A 24127-nucleotide genomic window follows, 5' to 3' on the forward strand; every position below is an offset into this window, starting at 1 on the left:
CACGAATACGTGTTAGCATCCTAAGTAAATATAACGTGTCAATGGCATACTTTGCTTACCATCACGGGAGACCAATCCACCTATTTATTGAACTTTCTACCTCCTAATGACATAATAAATTGTATAAAACCAAGTAAATTAATAGGATTACAACTTACGGAAGGTTACTCAAACTAACGGAGGGATATGGAATGAAAATCACAGAGCTACAAACGATGGAGGAACGTGCTGATTTACTCAAGAAAACAGTTGCTCCCTTTACAGAACGAGCTGCACAGCATGATAAGAAAGGCACTTTTCCTTTTGAAAACTTCAACGCACTAAAAAGTATCGGTTATCCAGCTCTTACATTACCTAAAAAGTATGGTGGTGGCGAGATTTCTCTCAGTGAAATGCTTTACCTGCAAGCGATCATCGGTAAAGCAGACGGGTCAACAGCCCTTTCCATTGGCTGGCATATGGGAATCATGAAACATCTTGGCGAAAATAATATCTGGGATAAGGATAAGTTTGCAAGCGTAGCAAAAGACGTGGTTGCAACTGGTTCCTTGCTGAATAACGCAGCATCCGAACCGGCCACTGGCAGTCCGACACGTGGAGGAAAGCCGGAAACGTATGCCAAGAAAACCGAACAAGGGTGGGTAATTAATGGCAGAAAAACATTCACGACCCTCGCTCCAATTCTTGATTATTTTGTAGTAAGTGCCTCGATTGATGGGACGGAGAAAATAGGTAACTTTTTAATTAAACATGATATTAAAGGAGTAAGCATTGATGAAACCTGGGATTCCATTGCTATGAGAGGAACAGGCAGTCACGACCTCGTTCTCGAAAATGTGCAGGTAGAAAAAGATGATCTCGTGGAAGAACTCACAGGTGGAAAGAGAAAAGCAACGGGTTGGCTGCTTCATATTCCAGCCTGTTATCTCGGTATCGCCCGCGCTGCTCAGGATTATGCTAATCAATTTGCTAGAACTTATTCACCTAACAGCATATCCGGAACCATTTCCGACTTGCCAAACGTCAAACAGAAGATGGGAGAAATGGAATTAGCGATATTAGAATCAAAACACTTCCTTTTCTCTGTAGCTAGAAAATGGGACGGAGCAGATGAAAGCATGAGGCAAACAATGGGACCAGAGCTTGGCGCCGTAAAATTATCGGTTGTCAACAAGGCAATTCATGTAGTGGATCTAGCGATGCGTATCGTCGGTGCCCGAAGTCTGTCAGAGAACAATCCATTACAGCGCTATTACCGCGATGTTCGTGCCGGCCTTCATAACCCGCCGATGGATGATATGACGATTATGAATTTGGCTCAAACGAAAAATAATTAAGTTACATGGGGGAATGTCGGGGACTCTCGTTCCCCCCTCCCTTAACATTCCCGCATCGTTGCTTCTGATTGGTATACTTTATGCCTTTATCGTAAACTGGCCCCGAAGAGATAGTAGTTGGTGCTTAAAGGGAAAATAAATTCACAAGCTAGAGTCAATAAAAAACTTAGAATAATTTAGATACCACAACTTTTAGTACTTCTCTTTTTTAATTATTTCAAGCAATTACAATATCTCCTTTTCCATTTTTATAAAGAAATTCTTTAACCTCATCCATCGTTGGCATTCCACCTTGAGCTCCCAGCTTCGTAACAGATAAGGCTGCTGCTGCATTTGCAAATTCACAAGCAGTTTGTAAATCGTATTTTTGACTGATAGCATAACCGAATGCTCCGTTAAACGTATCACCGGCACCCGTAGTATCTACTGCTTTAACAGGGTAACTAGATATTTTAATAATATCATTTCCATCAAAATACATAACTCCACTTTTCCCCTCTGTAACAATCAGTTTTTGTGGGTATTGTTTTAAACTCATCATTCCTTCTGACGTTAACTGAGAAAGCTCTGATTGATTAGGTGTAATATAATCCGCATATTCTACTAATGAAGAAGGAAGTTCTTGGGCAGGAGCTGGATCTAAGATAAATGTAGTTCCATACTTATGACAAAGCCTTGCAGCCTCGTCTACTGATTCAATAGGAATCTCTAGTTGGGCAAGCACAACGTCACTTTCCGCAATTTGCTTTTCGAACTTTCTTATATAATCAGGTGTTACATATTTATTGGCTCCTTGTACGACAATAATATCATTGTCTTGATCTGCTAAAGTAACAACTGCTACTCCTGAAGATATATCAGGTAATGTTTCTACTCCACCTAAGAATATACTTTCCTTCTCTAGAAATTCTATTAAATTGGCACCAAACTTATCTTCTCCAACTCTTCCAATCATATGAACTTCAGCCCCAAGACGCGAAATGGCAACAGCTTGATTCGCCCCTTTCCCGCCCGGAATAATCTGGAAGTCATTTCCTAAGATTGTTTCACCGGCTATGGGACGCTTGGAGGCACTCACCACTAAGTCCATATTTATACTTCCAACTACTGAAACCACTGGTTTCTTCATACAATCTCCTCCATTACTATCTGGTCGTACCTCTCTCTATAATTGTCGTTGGCATTTCATATAGTAACTTTTCCGGTTGATTGCCCTGAATTATTTTTATTAACAATCGAGTAGCTACTGCTCCCATATCATATATAGGCTGGGATACAGTCGTTAATTCTGGATAAATAAATTCGCCAAAAAACGATCCATCGAATCCAACAATTTGAAGGTCTTCGGGTACTTTAATTCCTTTTTTTAAAGCTACTTTCAAAAACCCAGCTGCAATTGTATCATTACTACAAAAAATTCCATCTATACCTGTGTGAGTTTCAAAGAATTGCTCGGCTTTTCTTTCCGCATCTTTCAGCTGAAATTCAGCTTCACTTATCGTATAATTAACTCCTTTTCCTTCCACGGCATCGATAAAACCGTGATAACGTGCTTCTGAAGGTGCGATATTTTTTGGACCTCTAATATGAGCAATATTTTTTACACCTTTTTGCAACAATAGCTCAGTAGCTTTCTTAGCACCTTTATAGTTATTTGAAACAACGGAAGGGATCGTCGTATCTCCAATACGGTCCAAAGCAACTATAGGGACATTTAAATCTGAATAAACCGTTGATTCTTGTGATTGTGTAGTAAAGATAATGCCATCAACATATTTTTCCTTAAACAAATCGAGATATTTCATTTCTTTTTCTGGGTTTTGATCTGAGTTGCAAAGTACAACTTTAAATCCATACATCATTGCAACATCTTCAACTGCCCTTGCCAATTCTGGAAAAAAAGGGTTAGTTATGTCAGGAATAATGAGACCAATCATATTTGAAGTTTTATGATAAAGTGATCTAGCTATTGAATTCGGCTTATAATTTAATTTGTCAATTACACTTTTTACTTTTTCCAAAGTTTCTTCACTAACATAACCATTTTGATTGATTACCCGGGAAACAGTTGCAACCGAAACCCCTGCTTCTTCTGCCACTTCTTTTATCGTAACCATACAAACCCCCACCTATTTAGATCCTATGTAAAGACTAAGTAAGATAGGATCATAGTTTAATCTCTATTATAAGCTATATATTGTTATAAAACATTATTGCAATACGATATGATGATATTACGAGCAGATACTTATTTTAAATTTGAATCATTCCATGTTCAACTGGAAATAAATAATTATAAACAATTACATTAGAGAGTTGAAATCAAATTAGAAGTATTTTATCATATATGTGTAAAGGGTTACACATTATTCTATTTTGACATAGGCTAGCGATTAAAAACAAACGTATATTACTTAAAATACTTTATTCACAAAGGAGAATGAATGTAAAGATGAGGAAAAAGAATGTGATCATAACAGGTGCAGGAAGCGGACTAGGTGCCTCTTTAGCAATAAAATATTCGAAATTAGGGTTTCATGTTGTTTTATTAGGACGCACGAAACAGAAGCTTCTTAAGGTTTCAGAGTCACTCGTATCAGATTATACAATTTACGAGCTTGACGTTTCCTCTAAAACAGAGGTAGTAAATGTCTTTAATTCCATTAAGCGTGAAGTCGGTACCATAGATCTGTTAATAAATAATGCTGGGCTAGGTGTATTTGATCTCGCTGAAAATATCGAAGAAACCCATATAAACCAAATGATTGATATTAATTTGAAAGGAACCATCTTTTGTACGCAAGAAGCCCTAAAAGAGATGAAAGCAAGGAACCAAGGAAGAATTATTAACGTTGTCTCAACAGCAGGAAAGACTGGTAAAATAAACGAATCGGTATACTGTGCTAGCAAATTTGGAGTACGAGGATTTACAGAGAGCCTAGTAGCCGAATTAAAAAATACGAATATTCATGTTTATGCTGCATACATGGGAGGCATGAAAACTGAATTTTGGGATGGGATTTATACGGAAGAAGAAACAAAACACTTAATGAATCCGGACGACGTAGCAGAAATTATTATGAACAATGTTGAACCGCGTGATAATTTGACTGTAACGGAGATCACAATTACTAACAAATAGTAGTAGTGGACAGTGTTGTATTTATAAGCTTTTAAAGGAATAGGATTTAATGTTTTAGGAAGGGTTTACTGAACAATCCTTAATTATATAACCAGTACGGATAACTGCGAGATGGTTATCCATACTGAAAAAACGAAAAGAGAATGCTAGGGTTCGGGGCAGACGCAGAAGGTTTGAGTTAGAAATTTAACTTACGACAGCGTCCTCGATAATTCAGTACACCCAACGCCAGAATTAACACAACTCCATACAATTTTTTACTACTATTGCGTTTCCACTTTTCTTTCCTTATAATGGTGAATATAAAAATTTGGTTACTTTATTATCCATCCTATAAAGGAAACGGTTAGAATAGGAAGACCAACAATAATGGATATCTCGTTCTAAATACTCATAGAGGGTTCGAAACCATCCCCTCTTAAATAAAAACTATGGAGGAATGTACAATGGAAAAGGCAATGGTTGTATTTAGTGGCGGACAGGATTCGACCACATGCTTGTTATGGACATTGGAAGAATTCGATCAAGTGGAAACCGTCACTTTTTTGTATGGGCAAAGACATGAATCGGAGGTCGAATGCGCGAAGAAAATAGCAAAGGATCTCGGTGTCAATCAGAAAATTATTCAGATGGATCTACTGAATCAATTAACTGAAAATTCCTTAACGAGAAAAGATATGGAAATAGAAGAAGGAACAATACCAAATACATATGTAGAAGGAAGAAATCATATCTTCCTTTCATTTGCTGCCATTTATGCAAAATCAATGGGCATAAAAAATATTATCACCGGGGTCAGTGAAACAGAGTCCAGCGGATATCCGGATTGTCGAAATGTTTTTATTCAATCACTCAACACGTCGTTAAATCTTGCAATGGATTTTCCTTTTAAATTAATCACCCCTCTCATGTGGAAAGATAAATCAGAGGTTTGGAAAATGGCAGATCGGATGGATCGCCTAGCGTATATTAGGGAAAACACGTTGACATGCTATAACGGGATTATCGGGGATGGTTGTGGTGAATGCCCTGCTTGTAAACTAAGAAATGATGGGTTAGAAACCTATCTACAAGGGCGACATGTAGTATGATTCGAATAGCTATCTACCTATTATCTATCATTTTAGCCAATGTCATTACTGCAAGATTCGCTCCCTTGGAACTAGGTCCACTCATCATCCCGTATGGTACCTTGCTGATCGGATTAACCCTTGTCATGAGAGATATGGTGCAAAATAGATTCGGCAGATTACGGACCTATCTGCTCATTGGGCTAGCCCTGTTACTCTCAGCTCTTTCAAGCTATTTAATAGGGGATCCATTATGGGTCGTTTTTGCAAGTACATTAAGCTTCATTATTTCCGAGACAGCCGACACCGAAATTTATACACGGTTTAAATTACCATTTGTAAAAAGGGTCATGTATTCAGGTATCGTTGCAGGATTTTTGGATTCAGCAATCTTTGTCATTATCGGTATTGGACCGCTTGGACTGGAATTCGTTCCGTGGAATCTAGTGCCCTATGCCATATTAGGTCAATGGGTTGCCAAGGTTGTGATGCAATTAGTAGTTGCTGGTGGAATTAGGAAAGTCGTTATAAAAATGGATCTGTATGAACCGAATATTACGGATAGGAAATTAGAGGAGGATAAAGCATGCGAAAAAGTGACACAAACGATTTAACATTACTAGGAAATCAAAATACGGAATACAATTACAAATACAATCCCGACATTTTGGAAACATTTGAAAATCAACATAGAGAAAATGATTATTTCGTTAAATTCAATATCCCTGAATTTACAAGCCTTTGTCCGATGACAGGACAGCCGGATTATGCCACGATTTACCTTTCGTATATGCCTGATGTTAAGATGGTGGAAAGCAAATCACTGAAACTGTATATGGTCAGTTTCAGGAACCAACCAGGATTCCATGAAGACTGTGCAAATATAATCATGAAAGACTTGATTAAATTATTAGATCCGAAGTATATCGAAGTCTGGGCAAAATTCACCCCACGCGGAGGAATCTCCATTGATCCGTATTGCAATTACGGAAAGCCCAATACGATATATGAAGAAATGGCAAGAGAACGAATGTTTAAGCATGATATGTATCCGGAGAAAGTAGATAATAGATGAAGTGAAATCCCCATTTATTATTCTACATGCAGTTAGATATAGAATCTGCTTAAACATAAAATACCTCCATCATCCTATTGATGGAGGTATTTTATGTTTAGCGAATAAACTTCGAGGAATCTAGCTAACAATCAAGTTTACTAAAATGTGGCACGGATCATAGTGGATACCACGCTCAAAGCTTATTAAATTTTATAGTCTTTCTGGATCTGTTCAAATTCTTTTTCCGAACAATTGACAAAGTGTCCTGGAGCAACCTCTCGCATGGTCACTTCTTCACCTTCAGCGTACTGATGAATTGCAGGATTGTATGATTGCCGTTTACGGGTGCGTTCATAGTCCGGATCCGGTAACGGGATTGCGGAAAGTAATGACTGTGTATATGGATGCATCGGATTGCGGTATAAATCCTCGGCAGGCGCAAGTTCGACTAATTTACCAAAATACATCACACCGATTCGATCACTAATATATTTCACCATCGATAAATCGTGGGCAATGAATAAATAAGTTAGTCCTTTTTCCCTTTGTAGTTTTTTGAGTAAGTTAACTACCTGGGCTTGGATTGATACATCCAAAGCCGAAATAGGTTCATCCGCGATAATAAATTCCGGTTCCACTGCTAATGCCCGCGCAATACCTATTCTTTGCCTTTGTCCCCCGGAGAACTCATGCGGGAAACGGTTCGCGTGTTCTCGATTTAAACCAACTGTTTCCAAAAGCGAATGAACTTTTTCCATACGCTCTTTAGGCGATTTGGCTAGACGATGGATATCAATCCCCTCAGCGATCAGGTCTGATACCTTCATCCTTGGATTTAATGAGGCGTAAGGATCCTGGAAAATCATCTGCATTTTACGGTTGAATTCCTTCATTTCCGAATTTGACTTTTTCCCATGTACATTTTTGCCTCTATAAAGCACTTCACCGTCTGTTGCGTCATACAAACGGATAATGGTCCTTCCAGTAGTTGATTTGCCACATCCTGATTCGCCAACAAGTCCTAATGTTTCTCCTTTATATATATCAAAAGTGACATCGTCCACTGCTCTGACTTCACTTGGTTTGCCAACGTTAAAGTGTCGCTTAAGATTTTTAACTTCTAACAACTTTTCTGATTCCGCCACTTCACTGTCCCCCCTTTAAAGAAGCCGCTTGTTTCGCTTGGTATATAGCCTTTCTTTCTTTGACTGCTGCTGGAGGGTCTACTTTAGGTGCATCGGGATGAAGCAACCAGGTAGCAGCAAAATGGGTATCCGAAACTTGAAACATTGGCGGTTCTTCCTCCAAGTCTATTTTCATAGCATATGGATTTCTTGGAGCAAACGCATCTCCCTTTGGCGGATGCAGTAAATCTGGTGGTGTACCAGGAATTACAAATAACTCCTCATCTCCTGAATCCAAGCTTGGCATGGAACTTATTAACCCCCATGTATAAGGATGTTGTGGATTATAAAATATCTCATCTACGGTGCCAATTTCTACAATCTTACCCCCGTACATGACAGCTACACGATCAGCAACATTAGCAACAACACCTAAATCATGTGTGATAAAAATAATCGATGTTTCGATTTGTTTTTGCAATTCTTTCATTAAATCTAATATCTGCGCCTGAATGGTAACATCTAAGGCCGTTGTTGGCTCATCCGCAATCAACACTTTCGGAGCACAAGCAAGTGCAATCGCAATTACAACACGCTGTCTCATTCCACCTGAGAATTGGTGCGGGTATTGTTTAATACGAATTTCCGGTTTTGGAATACCTACAAGATCAAGCAGTTTCAAAGCCCGTTCCCTTGCCTTGTCTTTACTCAACTTTTGATGCTTTAAAAGTGGTTCCATAATCTGCTTTCCAATTGTCATCGTTGGATTTAACGAGGTCATGGGATCCTGAAAGATCATTGAAATATCTTTTCCACGAATTTTTTGCATCTGTTTTTCCGTTGCTTGAGCAATATCTGTATCTTTAAAAAGAATTTTTCCTTTTTTTATTTCCGAGTTGTCAGGTGGTAACAATCGCATGATCGACTTCGTTGTTACCGATTTTCCAGATCCAGACTCTCCAACTATAGCAAGTGTTTCTCCTTCAAAAAGATCAAAGTTCACGCCACGGATGGCCTGCACTTCCCCTGCGAATGTATGGAAAGAAATATGCAGATCTGAAACTTCCAATATCTTTTTCATGTCGTTTCACCTCATTTATTAATCACGCATTTTTGGATCAAACGCGTCACGAAGTCCATCTCCCATTAAATTACAAGCTATTAAGATAATACAAATAACAATACACGGAATAACCATTAAATGAGGTAAGAACTGAAATGTTTTATATCCATCCTCAATTAGTGTACCAAGAGATGCCTCTGGTGCTTGTAAACCAATTCCGATAAAGCTTAGGAAGGCTTCAAAAAAGATGGCACTAGGAATCGTGAACATGGTATTAATGATAATAACCCCGGATAAATTGGGTAGTAAATGTTTGAATAATAATCTGAAGTTACTTGCTCCGAGTGTCCTTGAGGCAAGTATATACTCCTGATTCCTCAACTTAAGCACTTGTCCCCTTACAACCCTTGCCATACCTATCCAGCCGGTGATAACCAAAGCTATTGTAATCGACATAATACCTGGCTTTAAGATTAAAAGCATTAATATGACGACAATTAGGTTAGGAATACCAGATATTACCTCCAGGATACGTTGCATCACGTTATCAACTCTGCCGCCTTTGAAACCGGAGATTAATCCGTAGACAACACCAATTACCATGTCAATTACTGCCGCTAAAAGGGCAATATAAAGTGACACCCTTGTTCCTACCCAGACACGGGAGAACAGGTCACGTCCCAGACTGTCCGTTCCAAACCAATAATACTCTTCTATACCAAGTTCTTCATATTTATTTGTTTCTACACCGCCGATTTTTTGACTGCCATCAAATATCCCAATATCCTCTAAAACAGGCACACGAGGAGGAAGATTCCCATGGGCAACGTTTTGCGCATAGGGGTCAAATTTTGAAAGGGACGGTCCAATAATTGCCATCACAACTATAAGCAATAATAAGACTGCACTAACAATTGCTGCTTTATTTTTCCGGACCCGTAGCCATGCATCTTTACCGAATGAAAGTTGTGGTTTCTCAATCTTTTCTAAATCAGAATGATCCTTTGGAGCGGGATCAAATCGATGTTTTTCAATTTTTTCCGGAACATTCATCATGATTTATCCCCTCCTTGTAAACGAATCCTTGGATCAATAATTCCATATAATATGTCCACGATTAAAATAATCACTGTCAACAAGAAGGCAAAAAAGATGGTTGTTCCCATGATAATTGGAAAATCATTTGTCATAATTGATTTTACAAACTGTTCTCCGATTCCCGGAATCGCAAATATCTTTTCTACGACCATCGACCCCGTCATCAATCCTACAGCCATAGGTCCAAGTACGGTTACAAGAGGAATTAATCCGTTGCGGATAGCATGTTTGAAGGATACTTCCATTCTTGAGTTCCCTTTTGCTTTTGCGAGAGTAATATAATCCGAGCTAAAGACCTCAATCAGCTCTGTTCTCATAAAACGGGCCGCGGTTGCAATAGGGAATATCGCCAGAGCAATCGTTGGCATAATTGACGAAGCAAATCCATTCCAGGATGCAACAGGCAGCCATCCGAGCTTAACTCCGATTACATACTGCAAGAGTGCTGCAAATACGAAAGAGGGAATTGATTTCCCTAAGACTGCTAAAAATGTACTGCCATAATCAATCCATGTATTTTGAAACATAGCAGCTAAAACGCCAAGTAATATACCAATAATGGTTCCAATAAACATCGCCTGAAAACCAAGCTGTAAGGATGGCCCCATACGATTCTTTAAAAGTTTTGTCACGGGTTGATTGTCGAACTGAAACGACACACCTAAGTCACCCTTCACAACATTCATCATATAATTGGCGTATTGCACAGGAATCGGCTTATCTAGCCCATACTTCTCATCTAAGATTACTCGCTGATCTTCCGTGAGCTTTTCTTCATTTTGGAATGGGCTACCAGGCAAGAACTTCATTAAAAAGAATGTTAATGAAGCTATAATAAACAGCGTAATAACCAAATAAATTATACGCTTTATGAGATACTTCGCCATTGGTGTTTCCTCCTATATGCTAATAAATAGAAATTTTCTAATAAAAAAGGTGCATACATGAGGAAAAGAGAGTATCTTTACGGAATACTCTCTTTTCCTTTAACCGTTGCTGTTCACTTGATAGCAAAATTAGTTTTCCATATACACGTTCTTCAATGTATAGTCCGGTCCGAATAAATGCTCTTCAAAACCTTTTACATTTGGTTTAATAAGAACAAGTCGTCCTCTTTGATAGATTGGAGCCACTACAGTATCCTCTTGAATCAATAGCTTTTCAGCTTCTAACATTGCTTCCCAACGTTTTTCAGGGTCATTCGCATATTTCACTTTCGCGTCTTCAATTAATTGATCATATTCTTCATTTGAATAACCAGTATTGTTGTTCGTTCCATCTGTAACGTATAGATCAAGGAATGTCATTGGGTCTAAGTAGTCTGGTCCCCAACCATGCATGACAATGTCATAGTCCTGATTGGTCGTATCTTGCAGACGCACTTTAAATGGTACGTTTCTTAACTCAAGTTTCAAACCTTCTAGATTTGTTTCGAGTTGGCTCTGGAAATATTCACTTGTTTTCTTAGCGTTTTCTGTATCATCACTTAAATAATCAAGCGTAATTTCTTCCACTCCTAACTCTTCTAAACCTTTTTCCCAATACTCTTGTGCTTTTTCTAGGTCAAATCCAATCAAGTCGCCGCTTTCTTCACGGAAATCTTCGCCAGTTTCAGGATTTTTCGCCAAACCTCTTGGTACATATCCATCACTTGGAACAGAACCGTTTGCTAAAACTGTTGTTGTATATGCTTCTTTGTCAAACGCCATTGCTATTGCTTTACGAATATTCTCATTCGCTAATGGAGTTTCTTCGCCATCACGTACCTGGTTGAACTTCAAATACCAAGAACTACCTTCTTCAAATGTAGAAGCATTCTCATCATTTTGATATTGTTGTGCATATTCAGCGCTTAAAGCAGCTGTACGATCTGCTTCGCCTGTTTCAAATAAATTGACCGCTGTACTTGGTTCTTTTACAACTTGTACGTTAACTTCATCTAAAGCAACGTTTTCTTTATCATAATAATGGTCATTTCTCACATACTTCCAAGTTAGACCGCTTCCGTCCCACTCTGTTAGTACGAATGGTCCGTTTGCAAGCATCGTGTCACTATTTGTTCCAAAGCTGTCACCTTGCTCCTCAACAAACTCTTCATTAAGAGGTAAGTATGTTCCAAATGCCAATAGGGAATCCAAATATTCAACAGGTTGTTCCAATGTTACTTCTAGCGTGTAATCATCAATAGCTTCGACTTTTAACTCTTCTGGATCTTTATCCCCATTCATAATTTCTGTTGCATTTTCAATAATTCCGGAGAACATATATGCATACTCTGATCCAGTCTCAGGATTTACTGCTCTTTGCCAAGAATATACAAAGTCATTGGCAGTGACAGGGTCACCATTAGACCACTCAGCATCTTCTCGTAATTTAAATGTATAGACCTTACCATCTTCACTTATCTCTGGTTCGCCATCTGCAATCGCAGGGACAGGTGTATCATTCTCATCTAAAACATAAAGACCTTCCATTGTTTGCCCAAACACGATAAAGCTAGCTGCGTCTGTAGCAAGTGACGGGTCACCCGTAGGAATCTCAGCTGTTTCAATCATATTAAACACTTGCTCACCTGTGGCTTCTCCACCATCTGAACCTTCATCAGTTTCCTCGCTACTTGTGTCCGAGCTTGAATCCGGCTCTGAGCCTGAATCTGCACCTGAGTCTGAGTCAGAACCGCTACAAGCTGAAAGAGCGAGTACCAGCATCAAGGCTAGTACAATAAAAAGATAATATTTTGACTTTTTCATTCGTAAACCCACCCTTTTCTTTATATAGTTTCAGGATATATTATACTACAATTTAAATAATTGTACATTACTTTTTTTACAAATTATTGCAAAGTTCTTTATCGGAATTGAGCAATTATTCTTATAAAACCCTCTCCTTCTATGTAGATAGTATGAACGAAATCAATGGCTTCCCTTCTATAAAACCAGACCTTTCACCTATACTTCTGTCTCCTCCTTACTTTTTAGTATATTGCTTTCATGCAGGTTCGTAATCTCCAAGTTAATTGCATACGTAGCCGATCAGGAATAAATTGGCATAAAGAATTATCCAATGATAAGCTGATATTGCAGGCATAACTTTAAGATGTTCAGATAAGAGGAGTTAAATAACCCTGTTTTTGGGGTTAGCCACTATAATTGATTATCGTTTTTTATGCTACCTTTCAGTTTAATTCTTGCATGAATGCGTTTTCATAATATAATATACCAGTAGATTTATAATTCGGCAAGACTTTTTTAAAGATAAGAAAGTATTAAATAAAAATACTATGGTAACTTAGGTATCCAGGACTAGCCAAGTCCGCTCTGCGTCCAGAAACACAGTTTGTACGTTGCTGCGACTACTGGATGTGCTAGTACAAACGCCCTTTAGCGGGACGATCTCTGTCCCAGGTGTTGCGAAGATGATCGCGTTTTTTACCTGCAAGGGCGCTTGCCTTTGTTCTCGTATCCATTTTTTATAAAGGATGTTAACCTACATGCTCAAGAAAATTTTGATTTGGAATAGTATAACTCAATTACTTGTGTTACTGCTTGCTATGATTTTTTACAAACGTGCGGACCTATTAGCCTATATTAATGTATCTTTTATTATTGGCACTGCACTAATCCTCATAGCGATGGCTGGTTATGTAATAAAAGGACGTTTCTTTGATATCATTTTTTATAGTTTTCAGCACACATTTAGTAACGTGACTGAAAAAGACCGGAGACCACTATCACGTCTTGTTCCCCAAAATTACCAACTTCCGCTCATAACGGGGATGGTAACTATTTTGCTCATGCTTTTAGCCTTATCTTTATATTAAAACCGAAACAGCGACTCCCATTGCGTGAGCGAACTTAATCGAGGCTGGGACATAACTTCTTAGTATGGTTATAAATCCGAACAAATGATAAGAAAGAGCATCAACAACCGCTCCGGGAATATACTACGCTTTCCGCAGGCGGCTGGTGAGCCTCCTCGGGCTGCCGCCCTGCGGGGTCTCCCCGATGCCGGCCGACGAACAGGAGGTTCTAGTGCCGGCGTTGGTCACAGGACGTGACCGTACTTAGCCGGCCTCCTGCTGGAGTCTCCGTATATTCCCGGAGCTAGTTAGCAGTTTTGTTCGGATTTAATTCATATTAGAATAGTTATGTCCCAGCCTCATTAAAGGAAACTTAGGCGAAGAGAGTAAGTTGATACCAGCTTTCACTACTCGGCTATAAGAGGACTAGGCCTTATACAAAACGGCTAAGTCTTCCACTTTATTATATAAAAGCTAAATTAATTTTTATGTATAATGGTTTGACCCGTACACATCCGAGACATACCACTTATCACCATATTGCATAACTTCCACTGTTACCAATTCCCAATCATCATCTTCATCATCTATAAGCATTATTTACCTAACCGAAATAATGCTACACATTACTAGGTCTTTTGCGAAGGGTATAAGGATATACTCTTTTCATTCCTTTCTGATATTGAACCGGTCATCATAATGATTGTTTTTATTAATCTAATACTAGTGCAAACATTTATATATGAATCTACTAAAGTATATAATTATTCATATTCATTAAATAACGAAAAGGCTTAACAAATTTAATAGAATAGTCTATACTACTTATGATTGAATGGATGAAGAAAATTTATTTCTTAAATACTAGAGTGTGAATAATTAAGATCGTTATCTGACGATGGTGATTTTGAAGAAATAATTAACATAAAGGGGTCTATCAAACATGGATAAGTACTGTACGGAATGCGGGGAAGCAATAGATGAATCCTTGAATTTTTGTCAGAATTGTGGGCATAAATTACATGCCTCTTCAGAACAGGACGGAAATACAGTTATCCCTCCTAAAAAGCAGCCAAAAAATTATACAAAGAAACAAAAAATAATCATGGGTGCAGTAGCCGCTCTATTAGTTTTCATGATTGGCGGCTATACGTGGGGAAAATCATATTTCTCTCCAGAAAAAACGGCAGAACGATTCATCACAGCAATCATTGAAGAAGATTATGGAAAAGTTCAGGATTTGACAATGATGCAAGGTGAATCGATATCACAGGCAGAGGCAGAAGCACTTGTCACTCTAGCAAAAGAAGAGGCACATTATATCAATATTGAAACGACAAATTTAGAGGATTTTACGAATCAGAATGACCTTATGAAACTAATAGATAACGGGAAGCATTTATTTATTTTTCCCAAATATCAATTTTCTTTAGTACCACAATATGTGGACTTGGATCTGCCTTTTAAAGATATAGAAACGACATTTAATGAAGAAACATTTCCTGCTAAAAAGAACGATGAACGAAACATTGTTTACGGGCCACTCGCACCCGGGAAGTATAAAATACATAGTAGTTACAGCGGGGAATTAACGGAAGCTGAGTCCGATGATGTAATAATCCTCGGAGACAGCTATAGTGATACGGTTTACCATGATGTTCAACTGGATGCAGAATCGACAACATTCCATTTATATAATTCGAATAACAGTCCGATTAAAAATGCGTACATTGAAGTGAATGAACAGCAAATTCCCTTCGATGAGAGTATGAATATTGACGCACTTGGCCCGATGAATCTGGATGGCTCTGTCACTGCAACTCCGATTATTGAAACAGAATGGGGTAAGGTGACATTAGAGGATATCAAGATTGAAGAAGATTACTACGAGCTTACATTGAACACTGTAAGCAAGGAACTGATGGATAATTTATCAGAAGTTATTTTATTGTATGGGGAAGAATATGTAGAAGCCCATGCAGCGAATGATGCCACAATCTTTACAGCTGTCACGGAAAACGTAAGAGAAAATTTCCAAGACGACTTTTCCTATAATATCGAGTACGGGAAAAATTTCACTGGACAATTAGACAAAATTGAAATAAATTATGATGAGCTAACTTTCTATGAAAAAAATGAAGTTGCCATCCCGGCGAACTTCCATTTTACAGCATCCACCTATGATATTGATGAGCAGCCTGATTTAGAAGAACGAATTGACACGGTAACACTTCTAATGAAGTTCGATTCGGATGAAGAAAAATGGCTGATCGATGAAGCGAGTTCGTATGGACTATTTAGCAGTAATGATTTTAAAGCTACGGCAACATTGGAAGGGTCGCAAGAATTACATAAGGCTACCAAGTCAGCTTCAGCACCTGCAAGCAAAGACATGGATGAACAAATAGAGGAAACCACTTTAAATTATATATACAGTCTTGTTGAAGCGATTAATGCGGATGATTATGAGCTAGTTCGTCCTTATATCAAAGATGACAGCCCGCTCCACGGCATGCAAGTAGATTTAGTAAATCGCTTGGTGGAAAAAGGTATGAAGCAAGAAGTCATCGATGCAACCGTAACGAATATTGAAGAAGACGGCGATTCATGGATTGTAACGACAGACGAAACCATTAAGATAATTTATAGCAGCGGTAAAGAGGAAACTAGTGATTATAGTTGGAATTACACCGTAGAGTCGGATGGCAATGGGGTATCATTAACAAATATAGATTAAAAAAATATAATTAACGAGAAATACCCTTCTAAACAAATCAGAAGGGTATTTTCTATCATTATACATTTGCCGTTTCAATCAGTGCTTCTTCAGGTGGAGTATAACGATAACCAAGATCATCCGCCACCGTTTGAATGGTTACTTTTCCATTAATTGTATTAACACCAGAGCGTATCGCTAGATTATCTTGAATAAGCTTGGCGATTCCATGTGAGCCAATCTGTGCTGCATAAGGAATGGTCACGTTTGTTAAACCAACTGTTGCGGTACGTGGTACAGCACCAGGGATATTTGCAACTGCATAATGCACGACACCATGTTTCATAACAGTTGGGTTATCATGGGTCGTTGGTGTGCTAATCGTTTCAAAGTTCCCGCCTTGATCAATCGCAACGTCTACGATAACAGAACCAGGCTCCATCGATTTAATCATCTCTTCACTCACAAGTTTTGGTGCTTTCGCGCCTGGAATAAGAACAGAACCGATGACTAAATCGGAGTTCTTGACGGCTTCTGCAATATTATAAGGATTAGAGATTAAAGTTTGTACCGTTGAACCAAAGATGTCGCTGAGCTCACGTAATCGGACCGGATTCAAGTCAATAATAGTAACCTTGGCTCCAATTCCCGCTGCGATTTTAGCTGCATTCGTACCAACGACACCGCCTCCAATAATTGTAACATTTCCTTGATTCACACCAGGAATGCCACTTAGCAGAATGCCTTTACCGCCTTTTGATTGCTCTAAAAATTGTGTTCCAATCTGTGTTGCCATCCGGCCTGCGACTTCACTCATTGGTGTAAGGAGCGGTAGTGTATTGTTGACAGTAATTGTTTCGTAAGCGATGGCTGTTACTTTATTGTCAACTAATGCTTGGGTCAGTTCCGGCTCTGCAGCTAAGTGAAGATAGGCAAATAAGATTAACCCTTCGCGGAAATATTTGTATTCCGATTCTATCGGTTCTTTTACCTTCAAGATCATTTCTGACCTTTTCCAAACCTCGGAAGCATCCTCTATGATTTCCGCTCCAGCTGCTGCATATTCTTTATCTGTAAAGCTGCTGCCAGCCCCAGCATCTTTTTCGATTAAAATAGTATGTCCTGCTTTCGTTAAATTAGTGACTCCAGCTGGCGTAATAGCGACACGCTTTTCATTATTTTTAATTTCCTTTGGTACTCCGATAATCATGTTATTCTCTCCATTCTGTGATTTATTATTAGCTAATTTTTTCTTCTAGTATTCTCTCTACTATGAAAGGTAAATCGTTGCTACAAATCTACTTAACATTCCTATGCCACCGTATTTAAACGAGGTGTGCAGGTAGTTTAGATTTTTTTACTTCACCATTTCCTTTAACATCGGCGGATCTGCTTCCTGTTTATAACCTTCTTTATATTCTACTTTAAACCCTGTAAAGCCATAGATAATAGCAATTAAAGGGCTAATTAAACATAGAAATGCAAATGGTAAATAGCTTAGTGTCGATACACCTAATGTGGTCGCCATGAATGCTCCACAAGTATTCCATGGTACAAGAGGTGAAGTCATCGTTCCTGCATCCTCCAATGTCCGGGATAGGTTTTTCGACTTCAGTCCTCTCTTATCATATTCTTCCGCATACATTCGGCCTGGAACAATAATGGACATATATTGGTCACATCCGACAATGTTCGAGGAAATACATGTAACTACTGTTGCCGTTATCAGGCTGCCAGTTTTTTGGGCAAATTTAATAATCTCCTCAACTAGCACTTCAAATATTTTTGTTAATTCAAGAACACCACCAAAACACATTGCAATAATAATCAATGAAACCGTATACAATACGGACTCTATTCCACCATTATTTAATAGATTATCAACTACTTGGTTTCCCGACTCGATGGAATACCCATAATATAATATATTAATCGCATCACCTACTGGTACTTTTTGTACAACAATTGAGCAGATTGTACCTAGTATGGAACCGATAACTAAACCTGGTAGTGCCGGGATTTTAAAGATCATCATGATAATGATGAATAACGGTACTAACAGCAGCCATGGTGAAATGCTATAGATCTCATTCAATTGAGTTTGCAAAACCTGTACTTCGGAAATACTTGCACCTTCACCAGAATATCTAAAATCAAGAATTGAAAACAGTATTAACGAAATGACGAGACCTGGTATCGTTGTATAAAGCATATGTTTAATATGCTCAAACAACTCTCCACCGACAATGCCTGGAGCAAGATTCGTTGTTTCAGAAAGTGGTGAGATTTTATCCCCAAAATAAACACCTGAAATAACAGCTCCCGCAACCATAGCCGGGTTGATGCCAAGTCCATGTCCAATACCCATTATTGCAATTCCAATTGTTCCTGCCGCTGTCCAGGCATTTCCAGAAGCGATAGATACAACACATGATATTAAACAAGCTGCCACAAGGAAGAAGCTTGGCGAAAGTATATTGAGTCCGTAATAAATCATTGTTGGTACAATACCACCTGCTATCCAAGAACCAATTATCGTTCCGATCACTAAAAGAATAACAATCGCTTGAAGAGCAAGACGAACGGCATCCAACATTCCTTTTTCAACTTCGAACCATTTAAACCCAAGTCTAAATGCAACTATGGCGGCGACTCCAGCACTTAGCAATAATGGAATATGCGGATCTGTATCATATACAAAAATGCCAATTACTAAAGCGACAATCATGAATATAATCGGAATCAAAGCTTCGAATAATGTTGGTTTTCTAATTCCTAACTGCTTGTTTTCCTTACTCATTTACACCTCTCCTTGTTTCACTTTAGTTAAATCGACCTTCCTTCCCACAAGCAAGATAATTCTCAAGACAGATACAGTAAATCAACGAAACCACTTACCATAGTAAATACTCATGGAACCATAAAAGAGCGGCCCCATGTCAACAGTGAAATCAGGAGACTCTTTTTGTTCATTTAGTTTGATTTAAAATCCTGTAATCCAATTATTCTTCCCTATAATCCGGATTATGCCATTCCATTAATGTAGCATTTGTAAGCGATTCTTTATCTCCCATTAAATAGCCTCGCATTACCTTTCTTAATTTAAAGCCATTTTTAAGCTGAAATGTAAGAACGGAATCATAAATATTTTCTTTTTTTACTTCCTCTACGTATTCTTCAGGTGTTAATCGAGCCGCATATTTATAATAGTTCGGGATACGCCCACCTATAATAATACTTTTCAACCCTAGATTTTTACATATCTCTCTGCGGGCCTGATATAAATACTTCCCTATCTTCATTTTTCTGAATTCTGGATGAACACCTACTTCTATTCCATAAAGATTACTGCCATTCGGATTATGATTTCGAATATAACCATCATCAGAAATCATCGTATAGGAATGTTCTTCACCATAATCATCAAAGTCAACAATTAAACTACACGCTGAACCTACTATTTTTCCTTCATATTGCAAGCAGACCTGACCTTCTGGAAAAATCTCTATTTGACTTGCCAAGTTCGCACGTGTTAGGGACATGTCCGGCCCAAAACATGTATAAGATAGCTCTGCCACTTCATCAAGATCTTCCTGTTGAATCTTTCGGATTGTCATATTTTCACCGAGCTGGATTGATTTTGTTTCCGGCATTTTTTTAACTCCTTTCCTATTCATTATTTTGTACTAATAGAGACAAACTTTTCTTCCAGGTATTCTTCCAATCCGTATTTTCCACCTTCTTTACCCATTCCACTTTCCTTCACGCCGCCAAATGGCGCCTGAACTACAATTGGCAACGAATCATTAATACCTACTATTCCAAAGTCAAGTTCCTTCATCATACGTAATCCACGTCCCAAATCTTTTGTATAACAATATGCAGCTAGTCCGTATGATGAGCCATTTGCCCGTTCCACGACTTCCTCTTCCTCTTTAAACGTAAAGATCGGTGCAACCGGGCCAAAGGTTTCTTCTGTTGCGATTTTCATATTTTCATTAGCGTATTGAATAACAGTTGGTTCATAAAAATAACCGTTTAAGTCATTTTCTTTGTATACATTTCCGCCACAAAGCACTTTTGCATTATTTTCTACCGCATCTTCAACTTGAGCTTTTACTTTCTTCAATGAATCTTCATTAATTAGTGGTCCAACGTCGACGTCAGCGTTCATTCCATTTCCTACTTTTAGTTGCGCTGTTTGTTCCGCTAACATTTCTCCAAATTGTTCCGCTATACTTTCTGACACATAAATACGGTTTGTACTGATACATGTTTGCCCGGTATTTTTAAATTTGGATAGCATCACTCCACGAACGGCCTCGTCTAGATCCGCATCTTCAAAGATGATAAATGGGGCATGACCGCCAAGCTCCATCGATGCTTTTTTAACAGTCGCAGCAGAATCACGAAGAAGCATTTTACCAACAGCGGTTGAGCCTGTAAATGTAATCTTTCGTACATCTGAACTGCTAGTCATTTCGCTTCCTATTTCTTCCGCCGGTCCAATTAAAAGATTTACAACGCCATGAGGGATTTCGGCTTCATGAAAACATTCAAAAACTTTTATTGCAGATAAAGGTGTAGCAGGAGCGGGTTTTAATACAACCGTACACCCTGCAGCCAGCGCTGGAGCTAGCTTTCTTGTAATCATTGAGAGCGGGAAGTTCCACGGAGTAATAGCAGCACATACACCGATAGGCTGTCTAATTACCATGAGGTGTTTTTCCTGCTGTGATGCTGGTAAAGTTTCACCATAAACTCGTTTCGCTTCCTCGGCATACCACTCCAAATAAGCTATCGCACCGGCTACTTCGCTTTTCGCATCTTTTAATGACTTTCCATTTTCCTTCGTAATCGTTTCCGCTAATTCTGTTGATTTTTCCCTCATTAATTGAACCACTTTTTGTAAATAGGCACTTCGTTCATTACCAGTTGTTTTTTTCCATTGCTTAAATGCTTCTTTTGCATCTGCAATTGCTTTTTTCGTTTCCGCTCTCCCACCTGTTGAAACGGTTTCAATTATTTCACCTGTTGCGGGGTTTACGACTTTTATTTTTTCATCTGTTTGTATCCATTCACCATTAATATATAGCATTCGAATTCCTCCAGCTGATTTCTTCGTATTTATTGTTATCAAGAGATTTTCCGACCCGAAGATATGCTTTTCTTTTTGATAGATTCATTACGATAGAAAAAACAGTCTCCATTCTCCGGTGTTCTGGTGCTCTCTCGTTTTCAAAGTGGTTAATAGAATTTGGTGCATTAAATTCATCTGAAAGCCATGTTTTGAATGTTTCTTCGTCTATTGGCTCTTTATTTGCAATGGTTGTATTTATAAGCTGTTCCGCTCTCTTTTTACGAAGCATCGAATCATCAAATCTGAATTCGTTCATATCTTTTAAATTCTGTTTAATGTTTTCGGATAGAAGATGGTTTGTATGTACTAATTTCCCGTCCTCTCCTCCAACATAATCAATGCCAAATGGAGACACCTCAGGATTAACAGCTATTCCATTTCCATTTCCTTCATCATAACCAATCAGGAAACTAGCAGCAGAAGCCATTTGCGTCCCTTTGATTTTTGAAATAGCTTCCGTTAAAGAATGAGAATTAAGGACTGCCCGTAACCCTAAATGGATCGGAACTTCATCTGACTTTTTATCAGTAATCAATGCGTTAAAGCATATCCCTACACCGGAAGAATTAAAACCAATTTTCCCGATCATTCCTCCCTCCGTCACCATCGTTATATCCGGCCTGCCTTCATGTTGTATATTCAGTAATAAAAGACTATTTATTTGCGAAGGCTTCCAGTCCCAATTTTGACCAATAATTGTTTCTGATATAGTTGGTTCGGTAACTGCTATTGCTGTACAGCCATCTGAAAATGATGTTCCTTTATATCCGGCCAGTGCAATTTCACTACGCGCATTAAGAGCTAATATATCTTCAAAATCTACCCCCGCACCTGCTGCAATCCCTTCCATTTCTTCAATCATGGTTACATCGTATTTTTCTATTGCATCAAGATGCGTAAGCGCACGCTCCCTTGCTTCTGACCAATCAATATGCTGATAGCCGTGAAATAATTTTTCATATGTTTCTAGACTTTGTAAAACTTCTTTTTTTCCATATGCACCATGCTTATATCCTATATCCCTCGCTGATCCGCTTAATACTAGTTTGTTAATCATTATCTTCCCTCGCTTATCATGCTTACTTTTCTGTCCATAATAGATTTGTAAGTTCAAAAAGTCTCCGGGTAGCTGTGGGGACCTTTTGAACCTCTGTATTACTAGATCGTCTTTTTAAAAGCGGTGATAGACTCATCAATAATGTGAATCATGTCATTAATTTCTTGTTTGTTAATAACTAGTGGTGGTGCGATTGCAACTCTGAAATCCCCAATAGCTCGGAGAATAAGCTTGCGATTAAAACATTCATCAACCACTTTCGTTGCAGCTTGTAAAGAAGGATCGAAATGTTCACCGGTTGCAGGGTTATAGAGTTCAAATGCAGCGAGCAGTCCAATAGAGCGGCTATTTCTTATAATGTCGTGCTTTTCCTCCAGATATGCCAATCCTTTTTGCATTTCTTTTTCCATTGCTTTGGCATTTTCTACGATACCGTCGCGCTCAATAATTTCAATGTTTTTCAGCGCTACTGCACATGCTGTTGGATGTCCGCTATAGGTAAAGCCATGAGCCATTACTCCCTCATAATTTACGATAGCTTCTCTTACCGTATCGCTAATCATTACGCCTCCCAACTGCGAATAACCACTTGTAATCCCTTTAGCAATACACATTAAGTCAGGGACTACTTCCCAATTTTCAACTCCAAACATTTTTCCTGTGCGGCCAAATCCACAAATCACTTCGTCTGCGATAAATAAAATATTGAACTCATCACAAAGTTTTCTAACGGCTTGCAAATAACCTTCAGGTGGAATATTTACCCCGCCTGCTCCTTGAACTGGCTCGATAATTACCGCTGCAATTGTATCTGCTCCTTCTTTCTCAATAAGATATCGAATAGACTGTTCATAATTTGGATCATTTTTATCGCCCAATTCACAATTTGTTAAGTGTGGTGTTGCATGGTAAAACCCTTCCACACTAGCTCCCGCAAATTCGTGTGTTGTTGGAATCCCAGTAGCACTCTGCGCAGCCTGTGTTACACCATGATATCCGTCCCTCATTGCAATAATTTTCTTTTTTTCATGTTTTCCTTTTAATGACCAATAAAATCTCGATAACTTGAAAGCGGTGTCATTTGATTCAGAACCACCCGAAGTATAAAAAACTGAATTTAAATCACCTGGAGCGATAGATGCTAATTTTTCAGCAAGTTTAATAGCTGGTACATTCGAAAAGCCCTTAAATGCCGAAGAGTAAGCAATTTTTAACATTTGCTCATTCGCAGCTTCCGCAAGTTCTTTTTGACCATGACCAATATTCACATTCCAAAGCATGGACATCCCATCAATATAAGCTTCACCTTCTAAATTATTAGCAAAAATACCTTGACCGTCGGAAAAAATAATATCCGGCCCATCTTGTGCACCTTTTTTAGGTGCTGAAGTAGGATGGATAAAGTGTTTTTTATCTAATTCAGCTAGTTCATCAGTTTTCGACTTTAAGACAGAGACTTCTTTTACCATAATTAAAACCTCCAATTTTAGTATTCAAATAATATAAAGCAAAAATCATGCCAAC

20 protein-coding genes are annotated in these 24127 nt (G+C 38.5%); 7 read left to right on the plus strand and 13 right to left on the minus strand.

The window, feature by feature from the left end; all coding sequences use genetic code 11:
* Positions 1 to 191: 191 nt before the first annotated feature.
* Entirely contained in the window at positions 192 to 1337 is a 1146-nt protein-coding gene (locus WKU33_RS07450; protein WP_188856200.1) for an acyl-CoA dehydrogenase family protein, read from the plus strand.
* Positions 1338 to 1554: 217 nt separating this feature from the next.
* On the opposite strand, the gene rbsK is transcribed toward WKU33_RS07450, so the two are convergent.
* Entirely contained in the window at positions 1555 to 2466 is a 912-nt protein-coding gene (gene rbsK / locus WKU33_RS07455; RefSeq protein ID WP_340453953.1) for a ribokinase, read from the minus strand.
* Between the two features lie 16 nt (positions 2467 to 2482).
* Positions 2483 to 3454 (minus strand): LacI family DNA-binding transcriptional regulator, encoded by a 972-nt coding sequence (locus WKU33_RS07460; RefSeq protein ID WP_156855112.1) that lies wholly within the window; start codon positions 3452 to 3454, stop codon positions 2483 to 2485.
* A gap of 335 nt (positions 3455 to 3789) precedes the next feature.
* Between WKU33_RS07460 and WKU33_RS07465 the strand changes: the two genes are divergently transcribed.
* The 4 genes from WKU33_RS07465 to queF all read left to right on the plus strand — a co-directional run bounded on the left by WKU33_RS07465 (position 3790) and on the right by queF (position 6624).
* Positions 3790 to 4479, plus strand: a complete 690-nt coding sequence (locus WKU33_RS07465; protein WP_156855114.1) for an SDR family oxidoreductase — start codon at positions 3790 to 3792, stop codon at positions 4477 to 4479.
* A 431-nt stretch (positions 4480 to 4910) separates the two neighbouring features.
* The gene (gene queC / locus WKU33_RS07470) at positions 4911 to 5570 is read left to right on the plus strand and encodes a 7-cyano-7-deazaguanine synthase QueC (protein WP_255454341.1); all 660 of its coding nucleotides are present in this window, start codon (positions 4911 to 4913) and stop codon (positions 5568 to 5570) included.
* Entirely contained in the window at positions 5570 to 6163 is a 594-nt protein-coding gene (locus WKU33_RS07475) for a VUT family protein (protein ID WP_156855250.1), read from the plus strand. Before queC ends, WKU33_RS07475 begins: the two co-directional genes overlap by 1 nt.
* Positions 6136 to 6624, plus strand: coding sequence for a preQ(1) synthase (gene queF / locus WKU33_RS07480; protein ID WP_188856202.1), 489 nt, complete (start codon positions 6136 to 6138; stop codon positions 6622 to 6624). Before WKU33_RS07475 ends, queF begins: the two co-directional genes overlap by 28 nt.
* 185 nt (positions 6625 to 6809) lie before the next feature.
* On the opposite strand, the gene WKU33_RS07485 is transcribed toward queF, so the two are convergent.
* From WKU33_RS07485 to WKU33_RS07505, 5 genes are all read right to left on the minus strand, one after another.
* Entirely contained in the window at positions 6810 to 7751 is a 942-nt protein-coding gene (locus WKU33_RS07485) for an ABC transporter ATP-binding protein (protein WP_156855120.1), read from the minus strand.
* Position 7752: 1 nt separating this feature from the next.
* The gene (locus WKU33_RS07490) at positions 7753 to 8811 is read right to left on the minus strand and encodes an ABC transporter ATP-binding protein (protein ID WP_156855122.1); all 1059 of its coding nucleotides are present in this window, start codon (positions 8809 to 8811) and stop codon (positions 7753 to 7755) included.
* An 18-nt stretch (positions 8812 to 8829) separates the two neighbouring features.
* Positions 8830 to 9849, minus strand: coding sequence for an oligopeptide ABC transporter permease (opp3C, locus tag WKU33_RS07495; protein WP_156855124.1), 1020 nt, complete (start codon positions 9847 to 9849; stop codon positions 8830 to 8832).
* Positions 9846 to 10778: an oligopeptide ABC transporter permease gene (gene opp3b / locus WKU33_RS07500; protein WP_188856203.1), complete on the minus strand. Its 933-nt coding sequence runs from the start codon at positions 10776 to 10778 to the stop codon at positions 9846 to 9848. Before opp3b ends, opp3C begins: the two co-directional genes overlap by 4 nt.
* Positions 10779 to 10907: 129 nt before the next feature.
* Positions 10908 to 12641, minus strand: a complete 1734-nt coding sequence (locus tag WKU33_RS07505; RefSeq protein WP_188856204.1) for a peptide ABC transporter substrate-binding protein — start codon at positions 12639 to 12641, stop codon at positions 10908 to 10910.
* A 740-nt stretch (positions 12642 to 13381) separates the two neighbouring features.
* Between WKU33_RS07505 and WKU33_RS07510 the strand changes: the two genes are divergently transcribed.
* Positions 13382 to 13711: a DUF3899 domain-containing protein gene (locus tag WKU33_RS07510; protein WP_188857727.1), complete on the plus strand. Its 330-nt coding sequence runs from the start codon at positions 13382 to 13384 to the stop codon at positions 13709 to 13711.
* Positions 13712 to 14633: 922 nt separating this feature from the next.
* Complete coding sequence (locus WKU33_RS07515) at positions 14634 to 16427, plus strand: TcaA NTF2-like domain-containing protein (RefSeq protein WP_188857725.1); 1794 nt, start codon at positions 14634 to 14636, stop codon at positions 16425 to 16427.
* Positions 16428 to 16485: 58 nt separating this feature from the next.
* Here the strand turns inward: WKU33_RS07515 and ald are convergent, their stop codons facing one another.
* From ald to WKU33_RS07545, 6 genes are all read right to left on the minus strand, one after another.
* Entirely contained in the window at positions 16486 to 17616 is a 1131-nt protein-coding gene (gene ald / locus WKU33_RS07520; RefSeq protein WP_188857723.1) for an alanine dehydrogenase, read from the minus strand.
* A 147-nt stretch (positions 17617 to 17763) separates the two neighbouring features.
* Positions 17764 to 19206: a Na+/H+ antiporter NhaC gene (nhaC, locus tag WKU33_RS07525; RefSeq protein WP_156855136.1), complete on the minus strand. Its 1443-nt coding sequence runs from the start codon at positions 19204 to 19206 to the stop codon at positions 17764 to 17766.
* A 202-nt stretch (positions 19207 to 19408) separates the two neighbouring features.
* Complete coding sequence (locus WKU33_RS07530) at positions 19409 to 20059, minus strand: GNAT family N-acetyltransferase (RefSeq protein ID WP_229782700.1); 651 nt, start codon at positions 20057 to 20059, stop codon at positions 19409 to 19411.
* 23 nt (positions 20060 to 20082) lie between these two features.
* Positions 20083 to 21504 carry an NAD-dependent succinate-semialdehyde dehydrogenase gene (locus tag WKU33_RS07535; protein ID WP_340453963.1) on the minus strand — a complete coding sequence of 474 codons (1422 nt, stop codon included), beginning with the start codon at positions 21502 to 21504 and terminating at the stop codon, positions 20083 to 20085.
* Positions 21491 to 22603 carry a C45 family autoproteolytic acyltransferase/hydolase gene (locus WKU33_RS07540; RefSeq protein ID WP_188857719.1) on the minus strand — a complete coding sequence of 371 codons (1113 nt, stop codon included), beginning with the start codon at positions 22601 to 22603 and terminating at the stop codon, positions 21491 to 21493. The genes WKU33_RS07535 and WKU33_RS07540 overlap by 14 nt, the downstream gene beginning before the upstream one ends.
* A 101-nt stretch (positions 22604 to 22704) precedes the next feature.
* Positions 22705 to 24072, minus strand: coding sequence for an aminotransferase family protein (locus WKU33_RS07545; RefSeq protein WP_340453965.1), 1368 nt, complete (start codon positions 24070 to 24072; stop codon positions 22705 to 22707).
* Between the last annotated feature and the right edge of the window lie 55 nt (positions 24073 to 24127).

This window comes from Oceanobacillus sp. HCA-5259 (assembly GCF_037892815.1).
Classification (GTDB): Bacteria; Bacillota; Bacilli; order Bacillales; family Amphibacillaceae; genus Oceanobacillus; species Oceanobacillus indicireducens.